The sequence below is a fragment of the Clostridium sp. 1001271st1 H5 genome (assembly GCF_005845215.1).
Classification (GTDB): Bacteria; Bacillota; Clostridia; order Lachnospirales; family Lachnospiraceae; genus Enterocloster.
On the sequence record NZ_SPHO01000007.1, the window covers coordinates 220,552 to 240,329 of the forward strand.

Consider the following 19,778-nt stretch of genomic DNA (forward strand, 5'->3'; position numbering starts at 1 on the left):
CTCAGTGATTATTGTACCTGCCAGCGGTACATCTGCAATTCAATGGCCTCACAGACCTCATGAAGCTGTCCCGTCATCCTGTTTCTCTGGCGGATAAAATCCGTCTGGGACATCAGGTAGCGGTCCTCAGGCGTATTGTCCCTGTGCACCCCCAGCAGGGAAGAAAACACTGCGTAAGGTTCATGCTCCACTGCATAGTCATGTCCGTAGGGACTGGAATATGTATATTTTAAGCGCACCAGCTCTCCCGCTGTCCGGATGAGTATGGCGTCCGCATCCTGCTGCGGATATGCCCGGACTGCATCAGACAATTTCTTTACAGCTTCCTGTGTTCTGGCAATGGCAGCCTGCACCGGCGCCACGTCGAAATCCGGATCCAGTTCTCTGCCGAATGCATCAAAATAAGCCTGCATTTCATCCATAAAACCTTCCATGTCTATGGGAAGGGGCGTTTCCATGGCATAGCGGAGCACCAGCTTTGCCGCTATCTCACAGTCCCGCGCCAGCACATCATCCCCAATCTTGTCCAGGGTATCCTCCTTTGTGTGCCACCAGTAAAATGGGCCGCCCACCCCAAAGGCAGCCGGCATGGCAGCCGGCCTTAAGATATCGCCGGTCTTTCCAGGCTGCGGCGTGGTCCCGTCATCCATGTAGAACTGGGGCGCAATGGAAACCGGGGTCATGGTTCCCCAGAAGGTCTGGTCGCTGGAACGGTCCAGGGCCCTGTAGGGAAGAGGCTTGCGGCTGTTGTAAGGCGCAAGGAATTCATCATTAAACGCCTCTCCCTCCATTCCGGTCATATCAAAACGGACTGCATTGCTTCCCATACAGCCGCAGATGTCCATGTTGATGTGGGCCACACAGTGCTTCCTCAAATATTCATAGTGATGGTCGCAGAACCAGGTGGAGCCGGAGTAGCGTCCGTCCGAATGGCCGGACCACCAGGCAACCACCACGGTACGGTTCAGCTTTTCCTGGAACTTCTTAAGTGCCCTGGCTGTCTCCAGCATCAGAACATTGGCCGCGCCATTGTCCGTCATGCCCTCATACCAGGAATCGTAATGTCCGCTGAGAAGCACGAAGCTTTCACTCTTACCGGGAATCGTTGCCACCGGCATGCTGGACCTTACGATGCGGTTGTCCATGGCCACGTCCATCTGCACGGTCACAGCTGTATTTCCAGCCGTATTTTCATCTGTACTTCCAGCTGTATTTCCTGTCATCCCAATCAGCTTCAGGCCGTCCTGTCCCAATATCTGCACATAGGGAAGATAGGGATACAAATCCCTGTCGCGGCTTCCAGGCATTCCCCACACACCACCCATGGTGTCGTGATGGTGGATGTCCTTGGGCCATATGGCGATGATGCCCAGGGCTCCTGCCCTTGCAGCTTCATAATAAAAGGGAAAGCTGATATCATAGGTCAGGACAATCTTTCCCTTAAACGCACTGAACCGTTTTTCCTGTTCCACGCCGGTCAGCGGGCCTTTGTCGCACATCCAATCCCAGACCAGCTCACCCTCAAGCCCATGGGCTTCGCCGCTGTACACAGCCGCAATGGCCTCCACGGTGAAATCAAGCTCTCCCGGTTTCTTTACACGAACAGAAGCCTGTACAGGCAGGCTTCTCATAAGCTCATAATAATGCCTTTCATACCCGATTCCCGCTGCTTTAAGCTCCTGAACCAGGTAATCCACGGCTGCTTCCCCGGCCTCTGAACCGGAGTATCTCTCCAATCTGCTGAAAACCTCAGCATCCTCCTTCATCCTGCCAAGATTCAGTTCCCGCAGGATTTCTTCTTCCATTTCTGCCCAGCTGTCCATATTCATTCCTTAACTTTCCATGATTATAAAATTTTTGTAAAAACCACATTTTTTAATTATAAATAGGCCCATTTACATAGTCAACCTATTTCGACAATTTTCCCCTGAATTTAGCGTTTTCTTTTGTGCAATTTTACCCCCACCTGTATGGATATTACCAGGGAAACAGGGGAAACAAAAAAGCCTGATGCCATTGCTGGCAGCAAGCCCTGAAATCAGATTCATATTCCAGCCCTTTTCTATCTGACGGCAATGTACAGATAACAATGGGCCTTTCCATCTTTTGTATATTCTGCGGGAACCGCGCTCTCATAATCCGCGGTAAAGCACCGGTCTATGGTCCCCTCCTTTTGCTGGGCCCACACTGATTCCCACGCCCTCCTGGTACATCTGCCGATGTCGCCGTTTTCATCCGCCTCATCATATTTACGGTACTGTCCCATTTTCACCTTTTCTTCCATTTCCCCAAAAAACTCACTTGTGACAGCCATGACAGTCAGGTCATAGCTGCCTGTCTCATCACCGGCATAACCGCTGTACCTGGAAACAGGGGAAATGCCTGTCCGGAACTGATGCCCACTGTCAAACAGGATTGGCAGACGGCCATCCATGATATGGCTCCAGAGCTCATCAATGCACTCCATTCCCTCCTTCGAATTATCCGTCCGTATTGTTACTTCCTTTAAACTGTATGCCATGGCGCCCATTCCTTTCCCATCTCCGCTGATATCCTTCTGCCGCGGTTTATATTTCTGTTATGTTACCACACCAAACACGACAACAGTATGTCATATAAACTTCACCTTAGCTTATAAATGAATGGCTCATAATATAAAATTCTTCCTGGCTCGGCAGGTGCTTTTTCTCCATTTTTTCCAGGGTGTCATCGTACTGCCGGGCTTCTTCCTCAGAGATTGCCATGACAGGACTGTCATGATACACCCAACGCCTGCCGTCCAGTACATCCGGCACCAGTTCCTTAACCATCATTGCCGCCGGATAGGTTCCGTTCTCCAGGCAGACATTAAACTTTTTACAGCTTTTGAACCCGCGGCTCACATAATTCATCGGACTTCCAAATATGACAATCACATCATACCCAAGGGATACCGCCTGTTTAAATGAATGTTCCATAAGCATCTTCCCGTACCCCATTCTCTGGTATTCAGGTGCAACAGAAACAGGTCCGAAGGTTAGAATCTCTTTTTCCTCCCCGGCCTCATCCACCAGCCTGGCCTTTGTATACATGATATTTCCAATTACCCGGTCATCCAGCTCAAGCACAAAATCCAGCTCCGGTATAAAATCCTCATGCCCGCGCATGATATGAACCAGATAATGTTCACTGCATCCGGGTACATACATATTGTAAAATGCTTTCCTGGTAATATCCTCAACCGCTTTATAGTCTGATTCCATTTCATTCCGTATCTTAATCATGATAAATTACCTCGTTCAATTTCCAGCCGGTCCTGTCCCTCTTCGACGGGGCCTTACCTGGCAACACTATATCCGTGACGCTCCAGAAGTTCCAGCGCCTGTTCAAAATCATCCGCCTTCGTCATAACATAATCTGTATTATAGGTGGATACCACAAAAATCCCAATCTTATGTTCAGCCAAAATAGAGGATATCCCGGCCAGGATACCAATCAGGGAAAAATCCAGTTCTCCCTGAATCCGGAAAACCCGCCATCCGTCTTCCCTTGAAACCGTGTCCCCGGGAATACTCTCAGTCCTGCATACCAGGGATATCTCCTCATCTGTCCTGCCCAGGAAATACAGGTCGTCCTCCATCCTGGCCTGTCCTATATTACTAAGCTTGCAGACTGAAAATGCTCCCTCTATCACCTTTATTTCCATGTTTCCGAATCTCCTTTTCCCTTTATATCCCTGTCAGGCATTTTTCCCGGCCCTCTTTCGCACGTATGGAAAATGGCTTAATATGAGCGGGAAGGGCCTGTTCATTTCTTTGTTCCATACTTTCCGGCCAGACGCTCCAGGGGTCTGACCGCCAGATGATCCACCAGCATGGAACATGCCAGGGACAAGAAAAAGGTCACAGCCGTGGAGGCCAAGGTTCCCACTATATAATGGCGGGCCAGCATATTCTTTAACAATACCGGATTCACATAGTAGCTGAGGATAAGGAAATGAATCAGGTAAATGGAAAAACTGTATCTGCTGATGAAGCTTCCCAGCTTTCCTGCCCATGCAGGTATCTTCCCGCCATAAAATTCAAACAGCAGGAATACGCCGGAACAGATGAATACCATGGCCGGTGATTTGTGCGGACTCTGGGGAACCCACCACGAAAGACCTATATCCGCAGCCACATCCATAGCCAATCCAAAGACTGCCAGAACCGCGAATACCGGAAACTGTTCCTTCCTGCATAAACGCTTAAGTCCGTATCCCAAAAGGAAATAGTAGACCCACCCTGTATACAGCACAAACTGCGCCCATGGCTTCACATCCACCCCAAGAATTTCTCCTGCAACCTCCGCCGCGTGGATTCCCAGCATCAGAAACAGGAATATCTTCATTTCCCGGTCTGTCATGTTCTTAACCATCCTGGCCAGGAACGGTGCACATATATAAAAGGATACGATGGCATACATGAACCACATATGGCCTGCCCTGGGAATCCCGGCTGTCAGCACCTGTCCCAGATATCGCCCTGCATGTTTCCAAAGTGGCAGGACCACCCTGTCCGCATGAACATTGTAACAATAGTAAATCAGGCCATAGACCAGAAACGGAATTCCCACTGTAATAAGACGCTTTCTGTAAAATTCCCCTATCCGCCCGGTTCCTCGTTCCAGCAAAAACATGCCGCTGAGCATAAAATAAATTCCCACAAAGGATAGCAGGAAGGGAGTCATGACACTGTTAAACCACCATTGTCGGGGGCTGGCCGTCTCCACCGGCATGGCATGTACCATGATGATTGCCATGACTGAAACGGCCCGCAGGCAGTCATATCTTGGGTCCCTTGTTCTTAGGTCCCTTGTATTTGAATTGCAGCTCCCCGGATTCTCAGGAGCCTTTTCTGTCTGTCTCATATGTAAAACCTTCTCTTCTGCCTTTTTCGTTTTCCCTTTTCTGCTGTGATACCTATGATTCGGTACAAATCTGTCCGTCCAGGCAAAGCTCCATGCCTACCCCCACTTCCCCTATGTCCAAGGCATCCTTCATAGTCTCTATCATTCTTGCCTTTGCCTTCAGGGAAACACAGTGACAGGGGTAGATTCGTTTGACGCCGCAGCATTTCAGATAATCAATTGTGCGCTCCAGCCGCTCATCTGCATCAAAGAGGTGAAATCCTCCTATGATGCCGAGAATCCGCTGCCGGCCGCATACCTCCCTGGCATACCGGACTATGTTGCAGATACCGCTGTGGGAGCATCCTGTTATAATAAAAATGCCCTCCGTCCCTCTGTAAACCAGGGCGGAATCATCTCTCACATAGTCATCCTGCCATATCCCCTTTATCTTTGTACTTCCAATAGCCCGCCTCTTTTCAAAGTCCACTGTGTCCGGTATCTCCCCCAGGAACACAAGCCTGTCCGAGATGGCAAACGGTCTGTCACACGGCCTGTATCTGCAGATGGCAGCCATGTCTGCAGCAGAGTATGGCGCGCCGATGGATTCCCCGTCAAACACTTTTTCATCAAAACAGGCCGGGTGGGCAACGACCTCCATTCCCGACATATCCATCTGTTTGTTCAGGTACTTAAGCCCTCTTGTGTGGTCATTGTGGCCATGGGAAAACACCATATGGGTTACACGGCCAAGGTCAATTCCCAGGGCCTCTGCATTTTTAAGAAATACATCCGAATACCCGGCATCAAACAGCAGGCGGATGCCGTCACATTCAATATAATAACTGACTGCCGGCTCTCCCAGATAATACCGGTCTATGTATGTATTATTATCAGCCAATACCCTTAATCTCATTGCAGCACCATCCTTCCAAAGGTAGTCTGATACTCTATTCTACCATAATCCCGTCCTGCCGTCCATGTTTCCATTCAGGTCCACGTTTCCGTTTGTGTCCGTATTTCCTTCTTACACTTCCTTTCCTTCTTCCCCCATCACTCCCCATTTACCTGATTCCTTCTGTAAATATCCTGCCTATCACACTCGGACAACAGCCTTTCGACCAAAAAGGAAATCGCAAATACCACTGTCAGGTTGAGAACAAACCGGCAGGACGCAAACCTGATTCCCAGGGCCGACATCTCAAAAAACAGCAGCGGAATCCGGATGCTCACGCTGGAGCACAGGAAAATCAATACATTGGAAATACGCCCTCCTTTTTTTAACAGAAGGCCGGCAATGGGAAGCAGTGCATAAACAGGTACTGCTGTCAGCATTCCCAGCAATAGCGATATTCCCATCCCGGAGGGACCTGATTTCTCACCCATGATTTTTATCATTCTATCCTTTTCAATCCAGACATCCATCAGTCCCACACACAGAAATACCGGAACCAGATTCCAGATAAATTGTCCAAGGCCGGCACCGGTATAGGCCATTATCTCCCCGGACCGTTCCGGTATCAGAATGAACACTGCCAGACAGACCGCTGCCATCACCTTCCAGGCTCCCTGTGTACCCGCTTTCTTCATCCGGTTCCTCATACTATCACCCCCAGCAGAAAAGATGTGGCAAATGCAAACAAAAAGAAGAACAGATTTCTCAGTATTGCTGCTTTGGCTCCCATATATTTCACCTCCAGCGGAATGGTGATTATTCCTACTGTTGTCAATGTGGAAATGAATACTGCCATCTGTGCTGTACCCGCCCCATTTTTAAGCAGCTCCGATACCACCGGAAAAACAGCCAGAACCGGCACAAGGGCCGCTGCACCTGCAGCTGAGGCCAGAAGCATTCCCCGGATTCCCGACTCCGCTCCCACAAGAGTCTGAACCGCATCAGGCGGCAGAACCAGAAACCCGGTGCCTGTAATCAGCAGAATAGCCAAAAAATAGGGAAGTACCCCCATCATCATGAGTAACGCCTTTCTGACCGCCTTTTTTGTTTTTCCCCTGTCCCTCCTGAGAGAAACAACCATCAAACCTGCGGAAAGGCCGTAAAAAAATATGGTAAAACCTGTGTTCATCCCTGATTCCTCCTTTATATGCCTTTTTGATTGCATGTATCTGTCGATTATAATACAATACAATCAGGAGGTAAGTTGCGCAGGCAACCAAATAACAATGGAACAATACATTCAAACAATCAAAACAGCCAAACTTTTTGACGGTCTTTCCCAAAAGGATACATACCGTCTTCTGGCCTGCCTGAAAGCACAGCCGGTTGAATATGCCAGGGATACAGTTGTTGTGGAGGAAGGCTGTCCCGTAAAAAAGTTCGGCATTCTGCTGAGAGGCAGGGGAAGGTCATACAAAACAGATTCCCAGGGACACACCCTCACAGTCACGCTTTTAAAAGAGGGAAGTGAAATCGGCGTCATCCTGGCCGCCAGCCCAGGCCGCAAAAGCCCGGTGTCTGTTACCGTGAAGCAGAACAGCCTGGTCCTGTTCATACCCTATGACCGTCTCATAAACAATTGCACCAGAAACTGTATCTGCCACAGACAGCTTCTTAAAAACTTCATGGGAATTGTGGCTGAAAAAGGACTGGTGCTTCATGAACGGCTGGACTGCCTGCTCCGCCCCACTGCCCGGGATAAGATTCTGACCTATCTTAAGAAATTCTCTGATTCACAGACCGGTGTTCCGTTTACCATTCCTCTGGACCGAAACGCCATGGCTGAATATCTGAACATGGACCGCAGCGCCCTTTCCAGGGAGCTGTCCTGTATGAAAACAGACGGAATCATTGATTTTTACAAATCCACGTTCCGTCTGCTTAACCGATGCTAATTTAACTGACACACATCCGGATAATTGGCAGCAACCTGCACTGCCGCAATAAGGCCGGTATCATGACTACATATCCATGCCTGTCATGTACAGGGGAATCACATTGATAACCGGCTCTTCGTACGGATGGATGTTCTTTATGGCAGCCAGAGTTTCCTTTAGCCGCTCAGCCTTGCAGGTCACCTCTGCTTTCAGCTCCGGCTCCGTACTGATGCTGCCGCAGTTTCCAATATACGGTCTGCTTCCCTCTAACGGCCTCCAGCAGCCTGTCACCGGACTGTATGACATGCAGCTGTCATAATTTCCTATGTGGCCGGCATCCACATCCTGAAGCGCCTTTTGCAGTACCCCCAGATGTGTCTCCGGTATGAATATTTCCAATTTACAACAGGTAAATGACTCCATGACATCCCGCCTTTCTCTGTCCTGATTTCCAGTTTGTTCTCATTGGCATTCTGTGAGCTGACTGGATATGGGGGTGGTTTGAATGTAAGTATACAGGAACCGGGTTGGATTTACAAGGTTCATCTGCCAGCTGCCCTCCTATTACTTCTCCAGCAATACCGCAATCGTATCCCCCGTCCCATCATAAATCCTTCCCGCAGCATCCCCGTAAATTCCGCTCACACGAAATCCGCACAGAGCCGCCTCTCTCACCAATGACTCAACTGTAAAGTATTGATTCCAGATATAATAGACCGCCGCGTCATGTTCTGAAATCACTGCAGACTGTTCTAAGGTGACGTTCTCCGTAAATTTGCAAAATCTGTTTAACACCATATACCCCTGTTCCCGCCAGAAGCCTCCGCCAGGATTCATCTCCCAGGTATCACCTTCCTGAAATGCCCTGTACTTTTCCATGGAGAAAACATCCAGCAGCACCTTGCCTCCCGGCTTCAGATGCCGATACATGGTCTGCATGACAGTATGCCGGTTGCGTTCCGATAAAGCTCCATAATCACAATAAATCATGGTAATAAAATCAAAACAGCAATTCAACTCCAAACTCAGGTAATCATGATATAAATAACAGATATCAAGCCCCTTTCTCTTTGCCGAATCCCTTGCATAAACAATGGAACGTTCTGAAAAATCCACTCCAGTCACCTGAAATCCGGCCCGGGCAAACCGTTCCCCGTACAATCCCGGACCGCATCCAAGGTCTAACAGTGCAGGATAGTCCGCAGGCGGTACTGCCTCTGTTATCCAGGCCGCAGATGATTCAATAAAATGAAGTTTTCTGCTGGCCCCGTTAAAATCAGGGTCCAAATGAGCCTCAAGGATTTGTTTTGAAATGTATTCGTCATTCCAAAAGGGAACCTCTGTCTCCTGGAAAAGCGAGGGACATTCTAACATTTTTCTGATACGTTTATACATTCTCATTTCCTCCTTTAATTCTGAAAAAGCCAAAAACAAGAGCCGCAGATTTTACTCCGCGGCTCAGCCTTGTGGGATGAAAAGCCTCAGGAGTAAAATAAAATCAAATATCAGGTACACAAACCAAGCCGATGTCTCGGCCATTTGCCACTTGATACAATTGATTTTATCTACTCCTTTCCAGTCATATCCATGCCACTGATTATGTGGCATCTGATATGCCGGACTATCATCACCTTTTTCGTTTTATATTTTATGTTATCATCTTATAATAAGTCATAATGTTTGTCAATATTGCATTTACATTCCAAAAGCAGCTGCGGTGAAATGAATTCCGTCCTTTTCCCGCTGTACGTAAGGGTCAGCCTGTGCATGGCCCGCGTACAGGCAATATAGAGCAGGCTGCGGTCAAAATCAGAGGCATACGTGCTGCAATCCGCTTGTGGAATCAGGACCTCATCAAACTCCAGCCCCTTGGACATGCGGATTGATGTGATAGAAATTCCATTTTGAAAGCTGGCGCTCTCCTGCGTAATCAGGTTCATATCATATTGGGACCCTCTGCCTTCTCCTGCTTCATCTCCCCCTGCTTCGTCTCCTCCCCTCTGACTCCCACCGCAGCATCCTGCCAGCGCTTCATACATCCCTTTAGCCGCCTCATCTGTTTTTAAGATAATTCCCAGCGAAACATTTTCCCCTTCCCTGAAACCTTGGATTACTTCCATTATTCTCCTTATTTCATCTGCTGTGTCCAGGCATGGAATCAGCACCGGAGGATTCCCATGGCGTTTTACGGGCTCCAGGGCGGATACATAACGGATATTTTTTGCAAATGACATGATTTCATAAGTGGAACGGTAGCTCTTATTCAGTTCCACAAACCAGGCATTCGCATAGATGGAACGCAAATCCTCCAGGCTGTGCATGTGGTTGGGGTTGACGAGCTGTCCGTAATCCCCCAGAATCGTTTTCTGGCATGGAAACATTCGGTTTAAGGCAGTAAACTGGATGGGCGTATAATCCTGCATCTCGTCAATCACCAGATGCCTGGTGATATGGCTTTCCTTTAAGCCCTGGAATGCAGCATGAAGATATAAAAAGGGATACACATCCGCCCACTCCAACGTCTTCTTAGCAGCCATGACAAAAAGCTCCGGAATTCCCATCCGTTTATAGAAATCCTTGTAGACAGCCAGCGTGTCCTTCATGACAAGCATGGAGTTCAGCTGTTTCAGAATCATCCCCGGGCGGGGCACCTCCTGTTCCATGATATTATCTGTCTCAAAGCGGTCATGGATATCATCTGCAACCATAATCAGCCGTTTCTTGACCGGATAAGTTCCGTAGGCCCGAAACCGCGCCCTAATCCACTCTCCCTTTGCCGTAAAACTGCCGTATGTATAATCCGCAGGCACAAAAACAAACTCCGGCATCTGTTCTATGTACCGGTCCATTAAGGCAACAAAATCCAGGGTTGACTTAAACCGCACCCTCTCATTCCAGGCCTTATCCCGGGGCTGAAGCGGGTCCCTGTCCGGCTCAAAACCAATGACTCCCTGCAGCTGGATTTCAGCAAGGTCCCCAAAGCTCATCTCATAGATAGGTTCCTCTCCCAGTTCAGGAATTACGCCTGAGATATAGTCCCCGAATACCTTATTGGGCGAGAGAATCGTAACATTCCTGGCTTTCAGCCTGTCTTTAAACCGGTACAGCAAAAATGCAATCCGGTGAAGGGCAATGGAAGTCTTACCGGACCCGGCCACTCCCTGGATAATCAATGTCCCTTCCTTCTCATTTCTGATAATCCGGTTCTGCTCCTTCTGGATTGTGGAAATAATGGATTTCATCCTTTCATCGGAAGTATGGCTCAGTTCCCTTTGCAGGACATCGTCCTGCACATTGGATGAGCTTTCAAGTGCATATTCCATGACCCCGTTCCTGATTTTAAACTGGCGTTTTCTGGTAAGCTCTCCCGCTGTCCAGCCTGACGGCGCCAAAAATCCGGCCTCTCCAACCTCGCAGTCATAAAACATACTGGATATGGGGGCGCGCCAGTCAAAAATCATCGGTTCATTTTCGTATTGGAATGCAAACCTGCCGATATAATAGGACTCCCCTTCCTCCTCCTGCTCCTCCCGAAAATCAATTCTGGCAAAATACGGGGATTCCTTTAATTTTGCAATCCTGTCCCGCATCTCCACGGCAAATGCGCCTGTCCTGTCTGTCTGTTTTAACAGAAGTTCATTCTGGAACATCTCATGGGGGTCGATTTCTCCCCTGTGGTCCGCCATGTATTTCTTGGTATCCGTGTATTCCCTGTCCGCCTTTCTGACAGATTCCTCTGCCTGCTGCAGGGCTTTCAAAAGCTTTGCATTCACCTGTTCCAGATGTACTATTTCATCAGGGAATGGGATGGCCGGATAATCACTCATGTTCCCTCTCCTCCTGCTGTAAAATAAAACGCTGGGTGGGATAGCCGTATTCCACCAGCAGTTCTGCCTCTGCAAATCCCAGCCCTTTTATTTCATTCCGGTGCCCGGTGTCCGCCTTATCGCCCTCCCTGTAGGTTGTAATGCTGATTTCCTTCCCCTTAAGCAGTTCCTTCATTACCTTATCCAGCATGGCCTTGGGAACTCCCTTTTTCCTGTAAAGCGGATGGCTTCCCATAAAATCAATGCTGCCGTTTTCATAAGAAAACAGCATGATGCCGATGGCTGTTCCCCTGTCCTTCAGGATAAGGGCCTGTGCTGTGCTGATTTTCTGTCTTAATACCTGGACATATTCCTCCTCATGCAGATGAGGAAAGCCGTCAATCACAAGCCTCACCAGTTCCATCCATCCAGGAATATCCTCTTCCGATGCAAAAGAAATCTCCCATGACGCCTTTTCATTTCTGTCAAGCATTTCATAACTCCCTTCAAAATTAAATCTGAGCTGTAAGGGATAAAACCTTTCATTCTCCCTGTACATGTTGGGAGGTATTTTATACATGGCTGTAAAAGCATTGGTAAATGCCTGCTGGCTCTGATAACCGGATAAAAATGCAATCTGGACAATGGGTTTACCGGAAAAAACCAGCAGCTTTGCGGCCTCGGTCAGCTGCCTGCGCTGGATGTAATCATGAATGGTAAGGCCCACTGTATCGGAAAACACACGGTGAAGATGATATTTGGAATAATGGACTGCTCCGGAAATCATGGCCAAATCCAATTTTTTCGTCAGATTGGCTTCAATAAAATCAATTGCCAGGATTACCTCTTCCATACTGCTCATCATAAAAATTGCCTCCTTGCTGCCGGCCGCTATGGGAACCTTGTTCCGTTTTCCCAGGCAACCTGTATTCCAGAATAGTATAATCAAAACCAAACCGGTTGTCTTAAGAAATCTTGCGCATTTTCCGGTGAATCATATAGCGTTTAAAGGACAGTCAAGTCCGTTTCGGTCTATCTATCATATTCAATAAGGTGAAAGTATGAAATACGAACGTATCAGAGATTTAAAGGAAGATAATGATGCAAAAAACAAACCAGTGTCTGGTATATAAAAAAACTAAGGGCCGGGAATCAAAAATACAAACATCCCCAGCCCTACCGGTATTGAACCAAAATGTGAAATCCGCATACCAAAGGAATTACAACTGAATTTCGGCCGCAAAAGCAATCACAGCCTGTCCCATAATCTGCACACGCACCGGCATTCCCTTCTCAATCTTAACCTTCACCTGCATGCCGCCGTCACGCTTAATGGCCTCACCCTGCAAGATAGAAAAAGAGAGTTCATCGTCAGTTTCCAATGACCTGCAAATGCCGTAATGGACCAGATAAATGCCCAACGGCCCATTGGCATTTCCTGTTACCGGGTCTTCCGGAATGCCGATTGCCGGTGCAAACATGCGGCCATGTACCAGTACATCATCTTTTGGATTTAATGTAAATACATAATATCCGTTACAGCCCACTTTTGCACTGATTGCAGCAAGGGCATCCATATTGGGAGCAAGTCCGTGAAGCAGTGTATTTGATTTGATTCCCACCATTATTTTGGAATGACCGGCAGAGGCAGTGCAAACAGGACAATCCCTGCGAATGTCTGTTTCACATATACCTAAGGCTCCTGCAATCTCCGCTACAATGTCAGGCGAAAATGGTTCTCCAATTTCCGGGTTTCCCTGTGTCATAATAATGGAAAAATCGTCATCCTCTTTTACAATATCCACAGGCAGAATCCCGGCCTTTGTCTTTTGTAAAACCCGTCCTGAAACAGCTGTGCCTTCTATGGCTCTTACATAATGGGCTGCAATCGTCGCATGCCCGCACAGAGGCACCTCGGTTGTCGGTGTGAAAAATCTGACCACCGCATCATGCTCTGCGGATTGGGGTGAAAAGATAAACGCTGTCTCGGAATTGTTTAATTCTCTGGCTATTCTCTGCATCTGCTCATCGGTCAGCCCGTCTGCATCCGGCACAACACCGGCAGGATTGCCATGAAACCGGCTGCGTGTGAATGCATCCACCTGATATATCCTGTATTTTTTCAAAGTAATTTCCTCCCTGTGAGCAATGAAATACTCAGCTGCCGGCTGTACCTACTCCTCCACATCCAGCAGATAAGGCGTAACCTGATACACGTAGTAATTCAGCCAGTTGGTATACAGCGTATTGGAAGTATTCCGCCAGGTCAGAGGCGGCGCTGAAAACGGGTCATTATCCTCGTAATAGTTATAGGGAACCTCGGGATTCAAGCCTTTATTCAAATCCCTGTGGTACTCATTATTCAGCGTCATCCTGTCATACTCAGGATGTCCCTGGACAAATACCTGCCGCCCGTCCCTGCTCATGACCAGGAACACGCCAGCCTCATCGGATTCAGCCAGAATGGCCAGCTCCGGATGCTTCCGGATATCTGCCTTCCTCACCTCGGTATAGCGTGAGTGGGGGGCCAGGAAATAGTCATTGAGGCTTCTCACCAGGGGAACCTTCCGGTCCAGAACCCTGTGATTATAGATACCTGACAGTTTCCTCTTCATAGGGTATTTGGGGACGCCGTAGTGATAATAAAGCCCTGCCTGGGCTCCCCAGCATATATGTATGGTGGATGTCACATGGGTTTTGCTCCACTCCATCATCATGGACAGCTCCGGCCAGTAATTCACCTCTTCAAACTCCAGATTTTCCACCGGCGCTCCGGTTATAATCATGCCGTCAAACTTTTTCTTCTTAATCTCTTCAAAGGTGACATAGAATTTGTTGAGATGGCTGGCCGACGTGTTCTTTGACACATGGGTGGACAGCATCAGGAAGGTACAGTCCACCTGAAGGGGCGTATTGGACAGGGCCCGCAAAAGCTGGGTCTCTGTTTCTTCCTTCAGGGGCATCAGATTCAGAATCAGGATTTCCAGCGGACGGATATCCTGGCTCATAGCCCTGTCCTCATCCATTATAAATATATTTTCTTCCTCCAGAATCACTTTTGCCGGAAGGTCTCTCTGTACTTTTATAGGCATGTTTGCTCTCTCCTTTCAAATGTCGGCCGCATCCCGCACATGAATCCTGTTCACACACATTGGCAGCATTTCACACGGAAACCGCACAGCGTCTGCCGGGACTGCAGTATGCATCCCCCGGCAGATACTGTGCTACAACATTCGCAGGAACTCCTCTTCTGAGATAATGGGAACTCCCAGTTCCTTCGCCTTTTTATTCTTTGACGAGTTAGAGGCCGTGTCATTGTTAATCAGATACGCTGTTTTGGCAGTAACGGAACCAGTTACTTTGCCGCCCTTGCTCTCAATCAGCTCCTGGAGTTCCTTCCTGTTTGCAAAATGCTCCACAGACCCGGTCACCACGAAATTCATACCTGCAAAGACTGCCTCCCCTGTCTCCTCCGGCTGTTCCTTTTCAATATCCAGCTCTGCCAGCAGATGGTCCACCACCAGATTATTCCTCTCAGAAGCAAAGTAGTCCATCCAGGCCTGGGCCAGGACGCCGCCGATACCATCCACTGCCACCAGCTCCTCTTCACCGGCATGGCGCATATTCTCAAAATCAAACTTAAACTCACGGCACAGCATCTTTGCGTTCGCCAGTCCGATACCGGCGATTCCCAGTCCATACACCATTCTCGGAAGGGTTGTTTTGGATGCTGTCTTTATGGATGCAATGAGGTTGTCATAAGACTTCTGTCCCAGACCCTCCATTTCCACGATAGCTTCCCTGTGTTCTTCCAGATGGAATATATCCGCGTATTCATGAATAAACCCTGCCTGGATAAACTTCTCCAGGGTAGCCTCAGATAACCCGTCAATGTTAAGCGCATCGCGGCTGACAAACAGGGTAAAGCTCTTTATCTTTTTTGCCTGGCAGTCAGGATTGGTGCAGTACAGGCTCTTTACGTCATTTACCTTTCGGATTTCCGTCTTTCCCCCGCATACAGGACACTCTTCCGGTATGTCCTTCACCCCGCTCCTGGTCAGGTTTTCCTCTATCTGCGGGATTATCATATTGGCCTTATACACGGTTATGGTGTCGCCCTCTCCCAGCTCCAGTGCCTCCATGATGCTCAGATTGTGGACGCTGGCCCTGCTGACCGTGGTTCCCTCCAGCTCCACCGGCTCGAACACAGCCACCGGGTTGATTAACCCTGTCCTGGAGGCGCTCCATTCAATGTAGGAAAGGGTTGTTTCCCTGATTTCATCCTTCCATTTAAAAGCAATGGAATTGCGCGGGAACTTAGCCGTACGTCCAAGGGATTCTCCATATGCAATGTCATCATAGGTAAGAACCAGACCGTCAGAGGGAATGTCATTTCCTTCCACTGCCTTTGCAAACATTTCCACTGCCCCGGGCAGGCTGGCTGCATCCACCTCCTCATAGCGGACCACCTCAAACCCCTGGCCCTTTAGCCACTCAAACTGGGCTTTTCTGGAATTATGAAAATCCACCCCATCTGCCTTCACCAGGGCAAATGCCTCAAAATGCACATTCCGTTCCGCTGTAATCTGACTGTTCAGCTGGCGTACGGAACCGCTGCAAAGGTTCCTGGGATTCTTATATTTGGCGTCCACATCCTCGATTCCGCTGTTAATCCGCTCAAAATCCGAATAGGTAATAACTGCTTCTCCCCTGAGAATCAGCTGTCCCTGGTAGGAAATATTAAGAGGGATATTGGCAAATACCCTGGCATTGGGCGTAATAACCTCGCCAATTTCCCCGTTTCCCCTGGTAACTGCCTTGGCAAGGGTTCCGCCCTCATAGGTCAGCACAATGGTAAGTCCGTCCATCTTCCAGGACAGCAGCCCCTTCTGGTCCCCCAGCCATTCCTGCAAATCCTCCACGCTCTTTGTCTTATCCAAAGAGAGCATGGGTGAACCATGATTTTCCTTTGGCAGCTCGCTTAATATCTCATACCCTACCTGCTGTGTCGGACTGCCCGACAAGGTGACTCCAGTCTCCTTTTCCAGGGAAACCAGCTCGTCATACAGCTTATCATATTCAAAATTGCTCATGATTTCCCGGCTTTCCTGATAATAAGCCTTTCCTGCTTCCCGCAGGACGGAAACCAGTTCCTTCATTCTCTGAATCCTGTCTTCCATTCCGCTCTCCTGATTATCGATTCTTTCTCTCCTTTACGGACAGACTGGAGGAGTCCTTAAGAAGCCCTGTCAGCTCCCCGTACTCCTCCTTCGTTATCTGGCGGTATGCGCCAGTCTTTAAATTGCCCAGGCGTATGTTCATGATGCGCACCCGCACCAGACGCTTTACCTGGCAGCCGCAGGCTTCACACATCCGCCGTATCTGCCGGTTCAGGCCCTGGGTAAGGATGATGGAAAATGTATTCCGCTCCACCTTCTTCACCTGACAGGGCCTGGTCATCTGGTCCAGTTCAGGCAGTCTGACGCCTTCTGCCATCTGTTCCAGAAAGCGTTCCGTCACCGGCTTATCTATGGTAACAATATACTCTTTCTCATGAGCATTTCCGCTTCTCATGATTTTATTCACCAGGTCGCCCTGATTCGTCATGAGCAGGAGTCCCTCTGAATCCTTATCCAGCCTCCCCACAGGGTAAATACGCTCCGGATACTTCAAAAAGTCCACGATGTTCTCCGCCCTGTCCTTGTCGGTCGTGGTGCACACAATGCCCTTTGGCTTATTCACTGCCAGAAGTACTGGTTTGGGCCTGTGGTTCCGGTCGCCCCGGACCACCTTTCCATTGCAGACCACCTTCTGGCCCGGTGTCACTTTCTGCCCCATGGAGGCGGGACGGTTGTCCACCAGCACCTTGCCGGCCTCAATCAGACGGTCCGCCTCCCGTCTGGAACAGACTCCCATCTGACTCAGCCATTTATTTAAACGTTCTTCCATATTTTCCCGCTTTCTTCTGATAATCCTGCAATCCCTGTGCTGTCCTTACTGCTTCTTAGCAGCCGGATGGGCTGCAATGAACATGGCATCGCCAAAGGAGAAGAAACGGTAACGCTCCTTCACAGCCTCCCTGTAGGCATCCAGTATATGCTCCCGGCCAGCCAGCGCACTGACCAGCATCACCAGGGTGGACTGAGGCAGGTGAAAATTAGTAATCAGGCCATCCAGTACCTTAAAGCGGTATCCCGGGTAAATGAATATCTCCGTCCAGCCTGTTCCTGCCTTAAGCACCCCATCCTCTGTGGAGGCAGATTCAACGGTTCTGCAGCTGGTAGTCCCCACACAGATAATCCTGCCTCCGGCAGCCTTTGTGTCGTTCACCTTTTTTGCCTCAGACTCCTCCACAACATAAAATTCAGAATGCATATGGTGGTCCTGGACATTCTCCACCTTGACAGGGCGGAATGTCCCCAATCCCACATGGAGCGTCACATGGGCAATCTTAACTCCCATACCTTCAATCTCAGCCAGAAGCTCCTGGGTAAAATGCAGACCTGCCGTGGGCGCTGCCGCAGACCCTTCGTGCCTGGCATACACGGTCTGGTAACGGTTCTTATCCTTCAGCTGGTGCGTAATATACGGCGGCAAAGGCATCTGGCCCAGCTGGTCCAGTATTTCCTCAAAAATGCCCTTGTAATGGAACTGAATCAGACGATTCCCGTCATCCACGGTATCCACCACGGTTCCCGTCAGCAGACCCTCTCCAAATTCAATGACAGTCCCGGGTTTGGCCTTCTTGCCCGGACGCACCAGTGTCTCCCATATATCATTCTCCCTGCGTTTCAGCAGAAGTATCTCTATCTTGGCCCCTGTGTCCTTCTTCACTCCGAACAGCCGTGCCGGTATAACCTTTGTATCGTTAATCACCAGGCAGTCTCCCGGCCGTAAGTATTCCGTGATATCCTTAAATATCCTGTGCTGTATCTCCCCGGTTTCCCGGTCCAGCACCATCAGCCTTGAAGCGGAACGGTCCTCCAGCGGGTCCTGGGCTATCAGCTCCTCCGGCAGTTCATAATCAAAATCCTTTACATCCATGGTCAATCTTATCCTCCAAGACTATTCTATCTTTACACTGGAACCGCCTGACGTACCGGGCTCAGTTCCCTGGCTTCCCTGGGTCTCTGTTCCTTCCTGTCCGGCCGGGACATTCTGTATTCCTTCTCCCTGGGAATTCTGGTCCGGGTCAGCGGCCGGCTCCTGGGAATTCTGGCCCGGGTCAGCGGCCGGCTCCTGGGATGGCTGTCCCCCCTCAGGGCTCTGTCCCCCTGCGCCTTCTTCCTCCAGAATGACCGTACTGTCCCCTGTCTCTTCCTCGGATGAATGGACCACTGCTCCGTTTCTCAAATCCTTATAAATTCCGGCAAGGACCGTGTCGCCCTCTATGGCCTGTCTCAGCCTCTCATTCACCTGGTTGGACAGCAGCTTCACATCCTCAGACTGGTTCTGCTTTGCCACATAATCCGCCTCATCACCCACTACATTTTCACGGATAATGTAGTTTCCATTATCTTCCTTGACCACATAGCACCACATGAGCCCGGGCGCCAATGTCTCCACACGTCTGAACTTCACTTCGTAGGTGACATAGGCCACATAGGAATCCTCTGTAAGCCCTGGCTTGGTATAGCAGACAATATCCACATAATCCTCAATGTATACCGCCTCATTCTTCAGTTCTTCCTTCCGTTCATCCAGCCCGGTATCACTGCTCTTGCCGAATATCCGGTACAGCGTCTCAGCATCCTGGTCCACCTTTGCCTGAAAATACTCACTAATCAGCTGGTTTACCTGGGGAATCTCGTCCTTTTTCAGCTCATACTGGGAAAAATCCGTAGTATACTGGTTATTGTCCGGCTCCACTCCCCCATCGTCCGGTGCAGCGGTGCTGTCGCTGTTTATATTGATATCCTCATCCGAGGAAAGCGACACGCCGGTTGACGCGGATGCCTCCTTATCCGACGGTTTCCTGTCCATCACCAGTATGATTGCCACCAGCACCAGCACAATAACCAGCGGAATGGCCGCCATGCGCATATATTTTATCTTATCGTCCGCAGAACGTCTGCTGCCTGTCCTTCTTCTGTTTTGTCTCATGATTCAGTCCTCCTGTCCCGACTGCGAAGCCCGGAGTATGTTAGTATACAAGTATCTCCGCTCTATTCTAGCAAAAAGCGGTTCAAATTGCAATCTGTACCAAAAAAATACCGCAGATAATCCAAAGCTGAAACAGATTATCTGCGATATCCTTACAAGGGCATCCCGCCC

The 19,778-nt window shown here is 49.3% G+C and carries 19 protein-coding genes; 1 reads left to right on the top strand and 18 read right to left on the bottom strand.

The features are described 5' to 3' along the window. Positions 1-8 precede the first annotated feature (8 nt). The 8 genes from FGS84_RS13045 to FGS84_RS13080 form a co-directional block, all read right to left on the bottom strand. A complete protein-coding gene (locus tag FGS84_RS13045; RefSeq protein WP_243129963.1) occupies positions 9-1,829 on the bottom strand; it encodes a M28 family peptidase in 1,821 nt (606 codons plus the stop codon). Positions 1,830-2,062: 233 nt separating this feature from the next. After that, on the bottom strand, positions 2,063-2,521 hold the full coding sequence (locus FGS84_RS13050; RefSeq protein WP_138308902.1) for an AraC family transcriptional regulator: 459 nt from the start codon (positions 2,519-2,521) through the stop codon (positions 2,063-2,065). Between the two features lie 106 nt (positions 2,522-2,627). Beyond that, positions 2,628-3,263, bottom strand: coding sequence for an N-acetyltransferase (locus tag FGS84_RS13055; RefSeq protein WP_138308905.1), 636 nt, complete (start codon positions 3,261-3,263; stop codon positions 2,628-2,630). Positions 3,264-3,316: 53 nt separating this feature from the next. After that, positions 3,317-3,685: an ACT domain-containing protein gene (locus FGS84_RS13060; protein WP_138308908.1), complete on the bottom strand. Its 369-nt coding sequence runs from the start codon at positions 3,683-3,685 to the stop codon at positions 3,317-3,319. A 101-nt stretch (positions 3,686-3,786) separates the two neighbouring features. Continuing rightward, on the bottom strand, positions 3,787-4,887 hold the full coding sequence (locus FGS84_RS13065) for an acyltransferase (protein ID WP_138308910.1): 1,101 nt from the start codon (positions 4,885-4,887) through the stop codon (positions 3,787-3,789). 52 nt (positions 4,888-4,939) lie between these two features. Then, positions 4,940-5,782 carry an MBL fold metallo-hydrolase gene (locus FGS84_RS13070; RefSeq protein ID WP_138308912.1) on the bottom strand — a complete coding sequence of 281 codons (843 nt, stop codon included), beginning with the start codon at positions 5,780-5,782 and terminating at the stop codon, positions 4,940-4,942. Positions 5,783-5,919: 137 nt separating this feature from the next. Continuing rightward, positions 5,920-6,456 carry a permease gene (locus FGS84_RS13075; protein ID WP_227147492.1) on the bottom strand — a complete coding sequence of 179 codons (537 nt, stop codon included), beginning with the start codon at positions 6,454-6,456 and terminating at the stop codon, positions 5,920-5,922. 8 nt (positions 6,457-6,464) lie between these two features. Further along, on the bottom strand, positions 6,465-6,950 hold the full coding sequence (locus FGS84_RS13080; protein ID WP_138308917.1) for a hypothetical protein: 486 nt from the start codon (positions 6,948-6,950) through the stop codon (positions 6,465-6,467). Positions 6,951-7,047: 97 nt separating this feature from the next. Between FGS84_RS13080 and FGS84_RS13085 the strand changes: the two genes are divergently transcribed. Further along, the gene (locus tag FGS84_RS13085; protein WP_227147489.1) at positions 7,048-7,716 is read left to right on the top strand and encodes a Crp/Fnr family transcriptional regulator; all 669 of its coding nucleotides are present in this window, start codon (positions 7,048-7,050) and stop codon (positions 7,714-7,716) included. A gap of 66 nt (positions 7,717-7,782) precedes the next feature. Here the strand turns inward: FGS84_RS13085 and FGS84_RS13090 are convergent, their stop codons facing one another. From FGS84_RS13090 to FGS84_RS13135, 10 genes are all read right to left on the bottom strand, one after another. After that, the gene (locus FGS84_RS13090) at positions 7,783-8,121 is read right to left on the bottom strand and encodes a cytochrome C biogenesis protein (protein ID WP_138308919.1); all 339 of its coding nucleotides are present in this window, start codon (positions 8,119-8,121) and stop codon (positions 7,783-7,785) included. Positions 8,122-8,262: 141 nt separating this feature from the next. Continuing rightward, positions 8,263-9,093: a class I SAM-dependent methyltransferase gene (locus tag FGS84_RS13095; RefSeq protein ID WP_138308921.1), complete on the bottom strand. Its 831-nt coding sequence runs from the start codon at positions 9,091-9,093 to the stop codon at positions 8,263-8,265. 266 nt (positions 9,094-9,359) lie between these two features. After that, positions 9,360-11,525, bottom strand: coding sequence for a 3'-5' exonuclease (locus FGS84_RS13100; protein WP_138308924.1), 2,166 nt, complete (start codon positions 11,523-11,525; stop codon positions 9,360-9,362). Beyond that, on the bottom strand, positions 11,518-12,369 hold the full coding sequence (locus tag FGS84_RS13105) for a helix-turn-helix domain-containing protein (RefSeq protein WP_330640851.1): 852 nt from the start codon (positions 12,367-12,369) through the stop codon (positions 11,518-11,520). Before FGS84_RS13105 ends, FGS84_RS13100 begins: the two co-directional genes overlap by 8 nt. A 355-nt stretch (positions 12,370-12,724) precedes the next feature. After that, on the bottom strand, positions 12,725-13,630 hold the full coding sequence (locus FGS84_RS13110) for a PhzF family isomerase (RefSeq protein ID WP_138308926.1): 906 nt from the start codon (positions 13,628-13,630) through the stop codon (positions 12,725-12,727). A 48-nt stretch (positions 13,631-13,678) separates the two neighbouring features. Further along, on the bottom strand, positions 13,679-14,596 hold the full coding sequence (gene metA, locus FGS84_RS13115; RefSeq protein WP_138308929.1) for a homoserine O-succinyltransferase: 918 nt from the start codon (positions 14,594-14,596) through the stop codon (positions 13,679-13,681). A gap of 132 nt (positions 14,597-14,728) precedes the next feature. Beyond that, positions 14,729-16,684 carry an NAD-dependent DNA ligase LigA gene (gene ligA / locus FGS84_RS13120; protein ID WP_138308931.1) on the bottom strand — a complete coding sequence of 652 codons (1,956 nt, stop codon included), beginning with the start codon at positions 16,682-16,684 and terminating at the stop codon, positions 14,729-14,731. A 13-nt stretch (positions 16,685-16,697) separates the two neighbouring features. Then, positions 16,698-17,453, bottom strand: coding sequence for a pseudouridine synthase (locus FGS84_RS13125; protein ID WP_138308933.1), 756 nt, complete (start codon positions 17,451-17,453; stop codon positions 16,698-16,700). Positions 17,454-17,498: 45 nt separating this feature from the next. Next, the gene (gene queA / locus FGS84_RS13130; protein ID WP_138309039.1) at positions 17,499-18,548 is read right to left on the bottom strand and encodes a tRNA preQ1(34) S-adenosylmethionine ribosyltransferase-isomerase QueA; all 1,050 of its coding nucleotides are present in this window, start codon (positions 18,546-18,548) and stop codon (positions 17,499-17,501) included. A gap of 21 nt (positions 18,549-18,569) precedes the next feature. Further along, complete coding sequence (locus FGS84_RS13135; protein WP_138308935.1) at positions 18,570-19,607, bottom strand: hypothetical protein; 1,038 nt, start codon at positions 19,605-19,607, stop codon at positions 18,570-18,572. Positions 19,608-19,778: the final 171 nt, after the last annotated feature.

What these genes read in the sequence shown, in the direction of transcription:
- FGS84_RS13045 (WP_243129963.1), bottom strand. Translation starts at nt 1,829, where the DNA reads ATGAATATGGACAGCTGGGCAGAAATGGAAGAAGAAATCCTGCGGGAA.
- FGS84_RS13050 (WP_138308902.1), bottom strand. Translation starts at nt 2,521, where the DNA reads ATGGCATACAGTTTAAAGGAAGTAACAATACGGACGGATAATTCGAAG.
- FGS84_RS13055 (WP_138308905.1), bottom strand. Translation starts at nt 3,263, where the DNA reads ATGATTAAGATACGGAATGAAATGGAATCAGACTATAAAGCGGTTGAG.
- FGS84_RS13060 (WP_138308908.1), bottom strand. Translation starts at nt 3,685, where the DNA reads ATGGAAATAAAGGTGATAGAGGGAGCATTTTCAGTCTGCAAGCTTAGT.
- FGS84_RS13065 (WP_138308910.1), bottom strand. Translation starts at nt 4,887, where the DNA reads ATGAGACAGACAGAAAAGGCTCCTGAGAATCCGGGGAGCTGCAATTCA.
- FGS84_RS13070 (WP_138308912.1), bottom strand. Translation starts at nt 5,782, where the DNA reads ATGAGATTAAGGGTATTGGCTGATAATAATACATACATAGACCGGTAT.
- FGS84_RS13075 (WP_227147492.1), bottom strand. Translation starts at nt 6,456, where the DNA reads ATGAAGAAAGCGGGTACACAGGGAGCCTGGAAGGTGATGGCAGCGGTC.
- FGS84_RS13080 (WP_138308917.1), bottom strand. Translation starts at nt 6,950, where the DNA reads ATGAACACAGGTTTTACCATATTTTTTTACGGCCTTTCCGCAGGTTTG.
- FGS84_RS13085 (WP_227147489.1), top strand. Translation starts at nt 7,048, where the DNA reads ATGGAACAATACATTCAAACAATCAAAACAGCCAAACTTTTTGACGGT.
- FGS84_RS13090 (WP_138308919.1), bottom strand. Translation starts at nt 8,121, where the DNA reads ATGGAGTCATTTACCTGTTGTAAATTGGAAATATTCATACCGGAGACA.
- FGS84_RS13095 (WP_138308921.1), bottom strand. Translation starts at nt 9,093, where the DNA reads ATGTATAAACGTATCAGAAAAATGTTAGAATGTCCCTCGCTTTTCCAG.
- FGS84_RS13100 (WP_138308924.1), bottom strand. Translation starts at nt 11,525, where the DNA reads ATGAGTGATTATCCGGCCATCCCATTCCCTGATGAAATAGTACATCTG.
- FGS84_RS13105 (WP_330640851.1), bottom strand. Translation starts at nt 12,369, where the DNA reads ATGATGAGCAGTATGGAAGAGGTAATCCTGGCAATTGATTTTATTGAA.
- metA (WP_138308929.1), bottom strand. Translation starts at nt 14,596, where the DNA reads ATGCCTATAAAAGTACAGAGAGACCTTCCGGCAAAAGTGATTCTGGAG.
- ligA (WP_138308931.1), bottom strand. Translation starts at nt 16,684, where the DNA reads ATGGAAGACAGGATTCAGAGAATGAAGGAACTGGTTTCCGTCCTGCGG.
- FGS84_RS13125 (WP_138308933.1), bottom strand. Translation starts at nt 17,453, where the DNA reads ATGGAAGAACGTTTAAATAAATGGCTGAGTCAGATGGGAGTCTGTTCC.
- queA (WP_138309039.1), bottom strand. Translation starts at nt 18,548, where the DNA reads ATGGATGTAAAGGATTTTGATTATGAACTGCCGGAGGAGCTGATAGCC.
- FGS84_RS13135 (WP_138308935.1), bottom strand. Translation starts at nt 19,607, where the DNA reads ATGAGACAAAACAGAAGAAGGACAGGCAGCAGACGTTCTGCGGACGAT.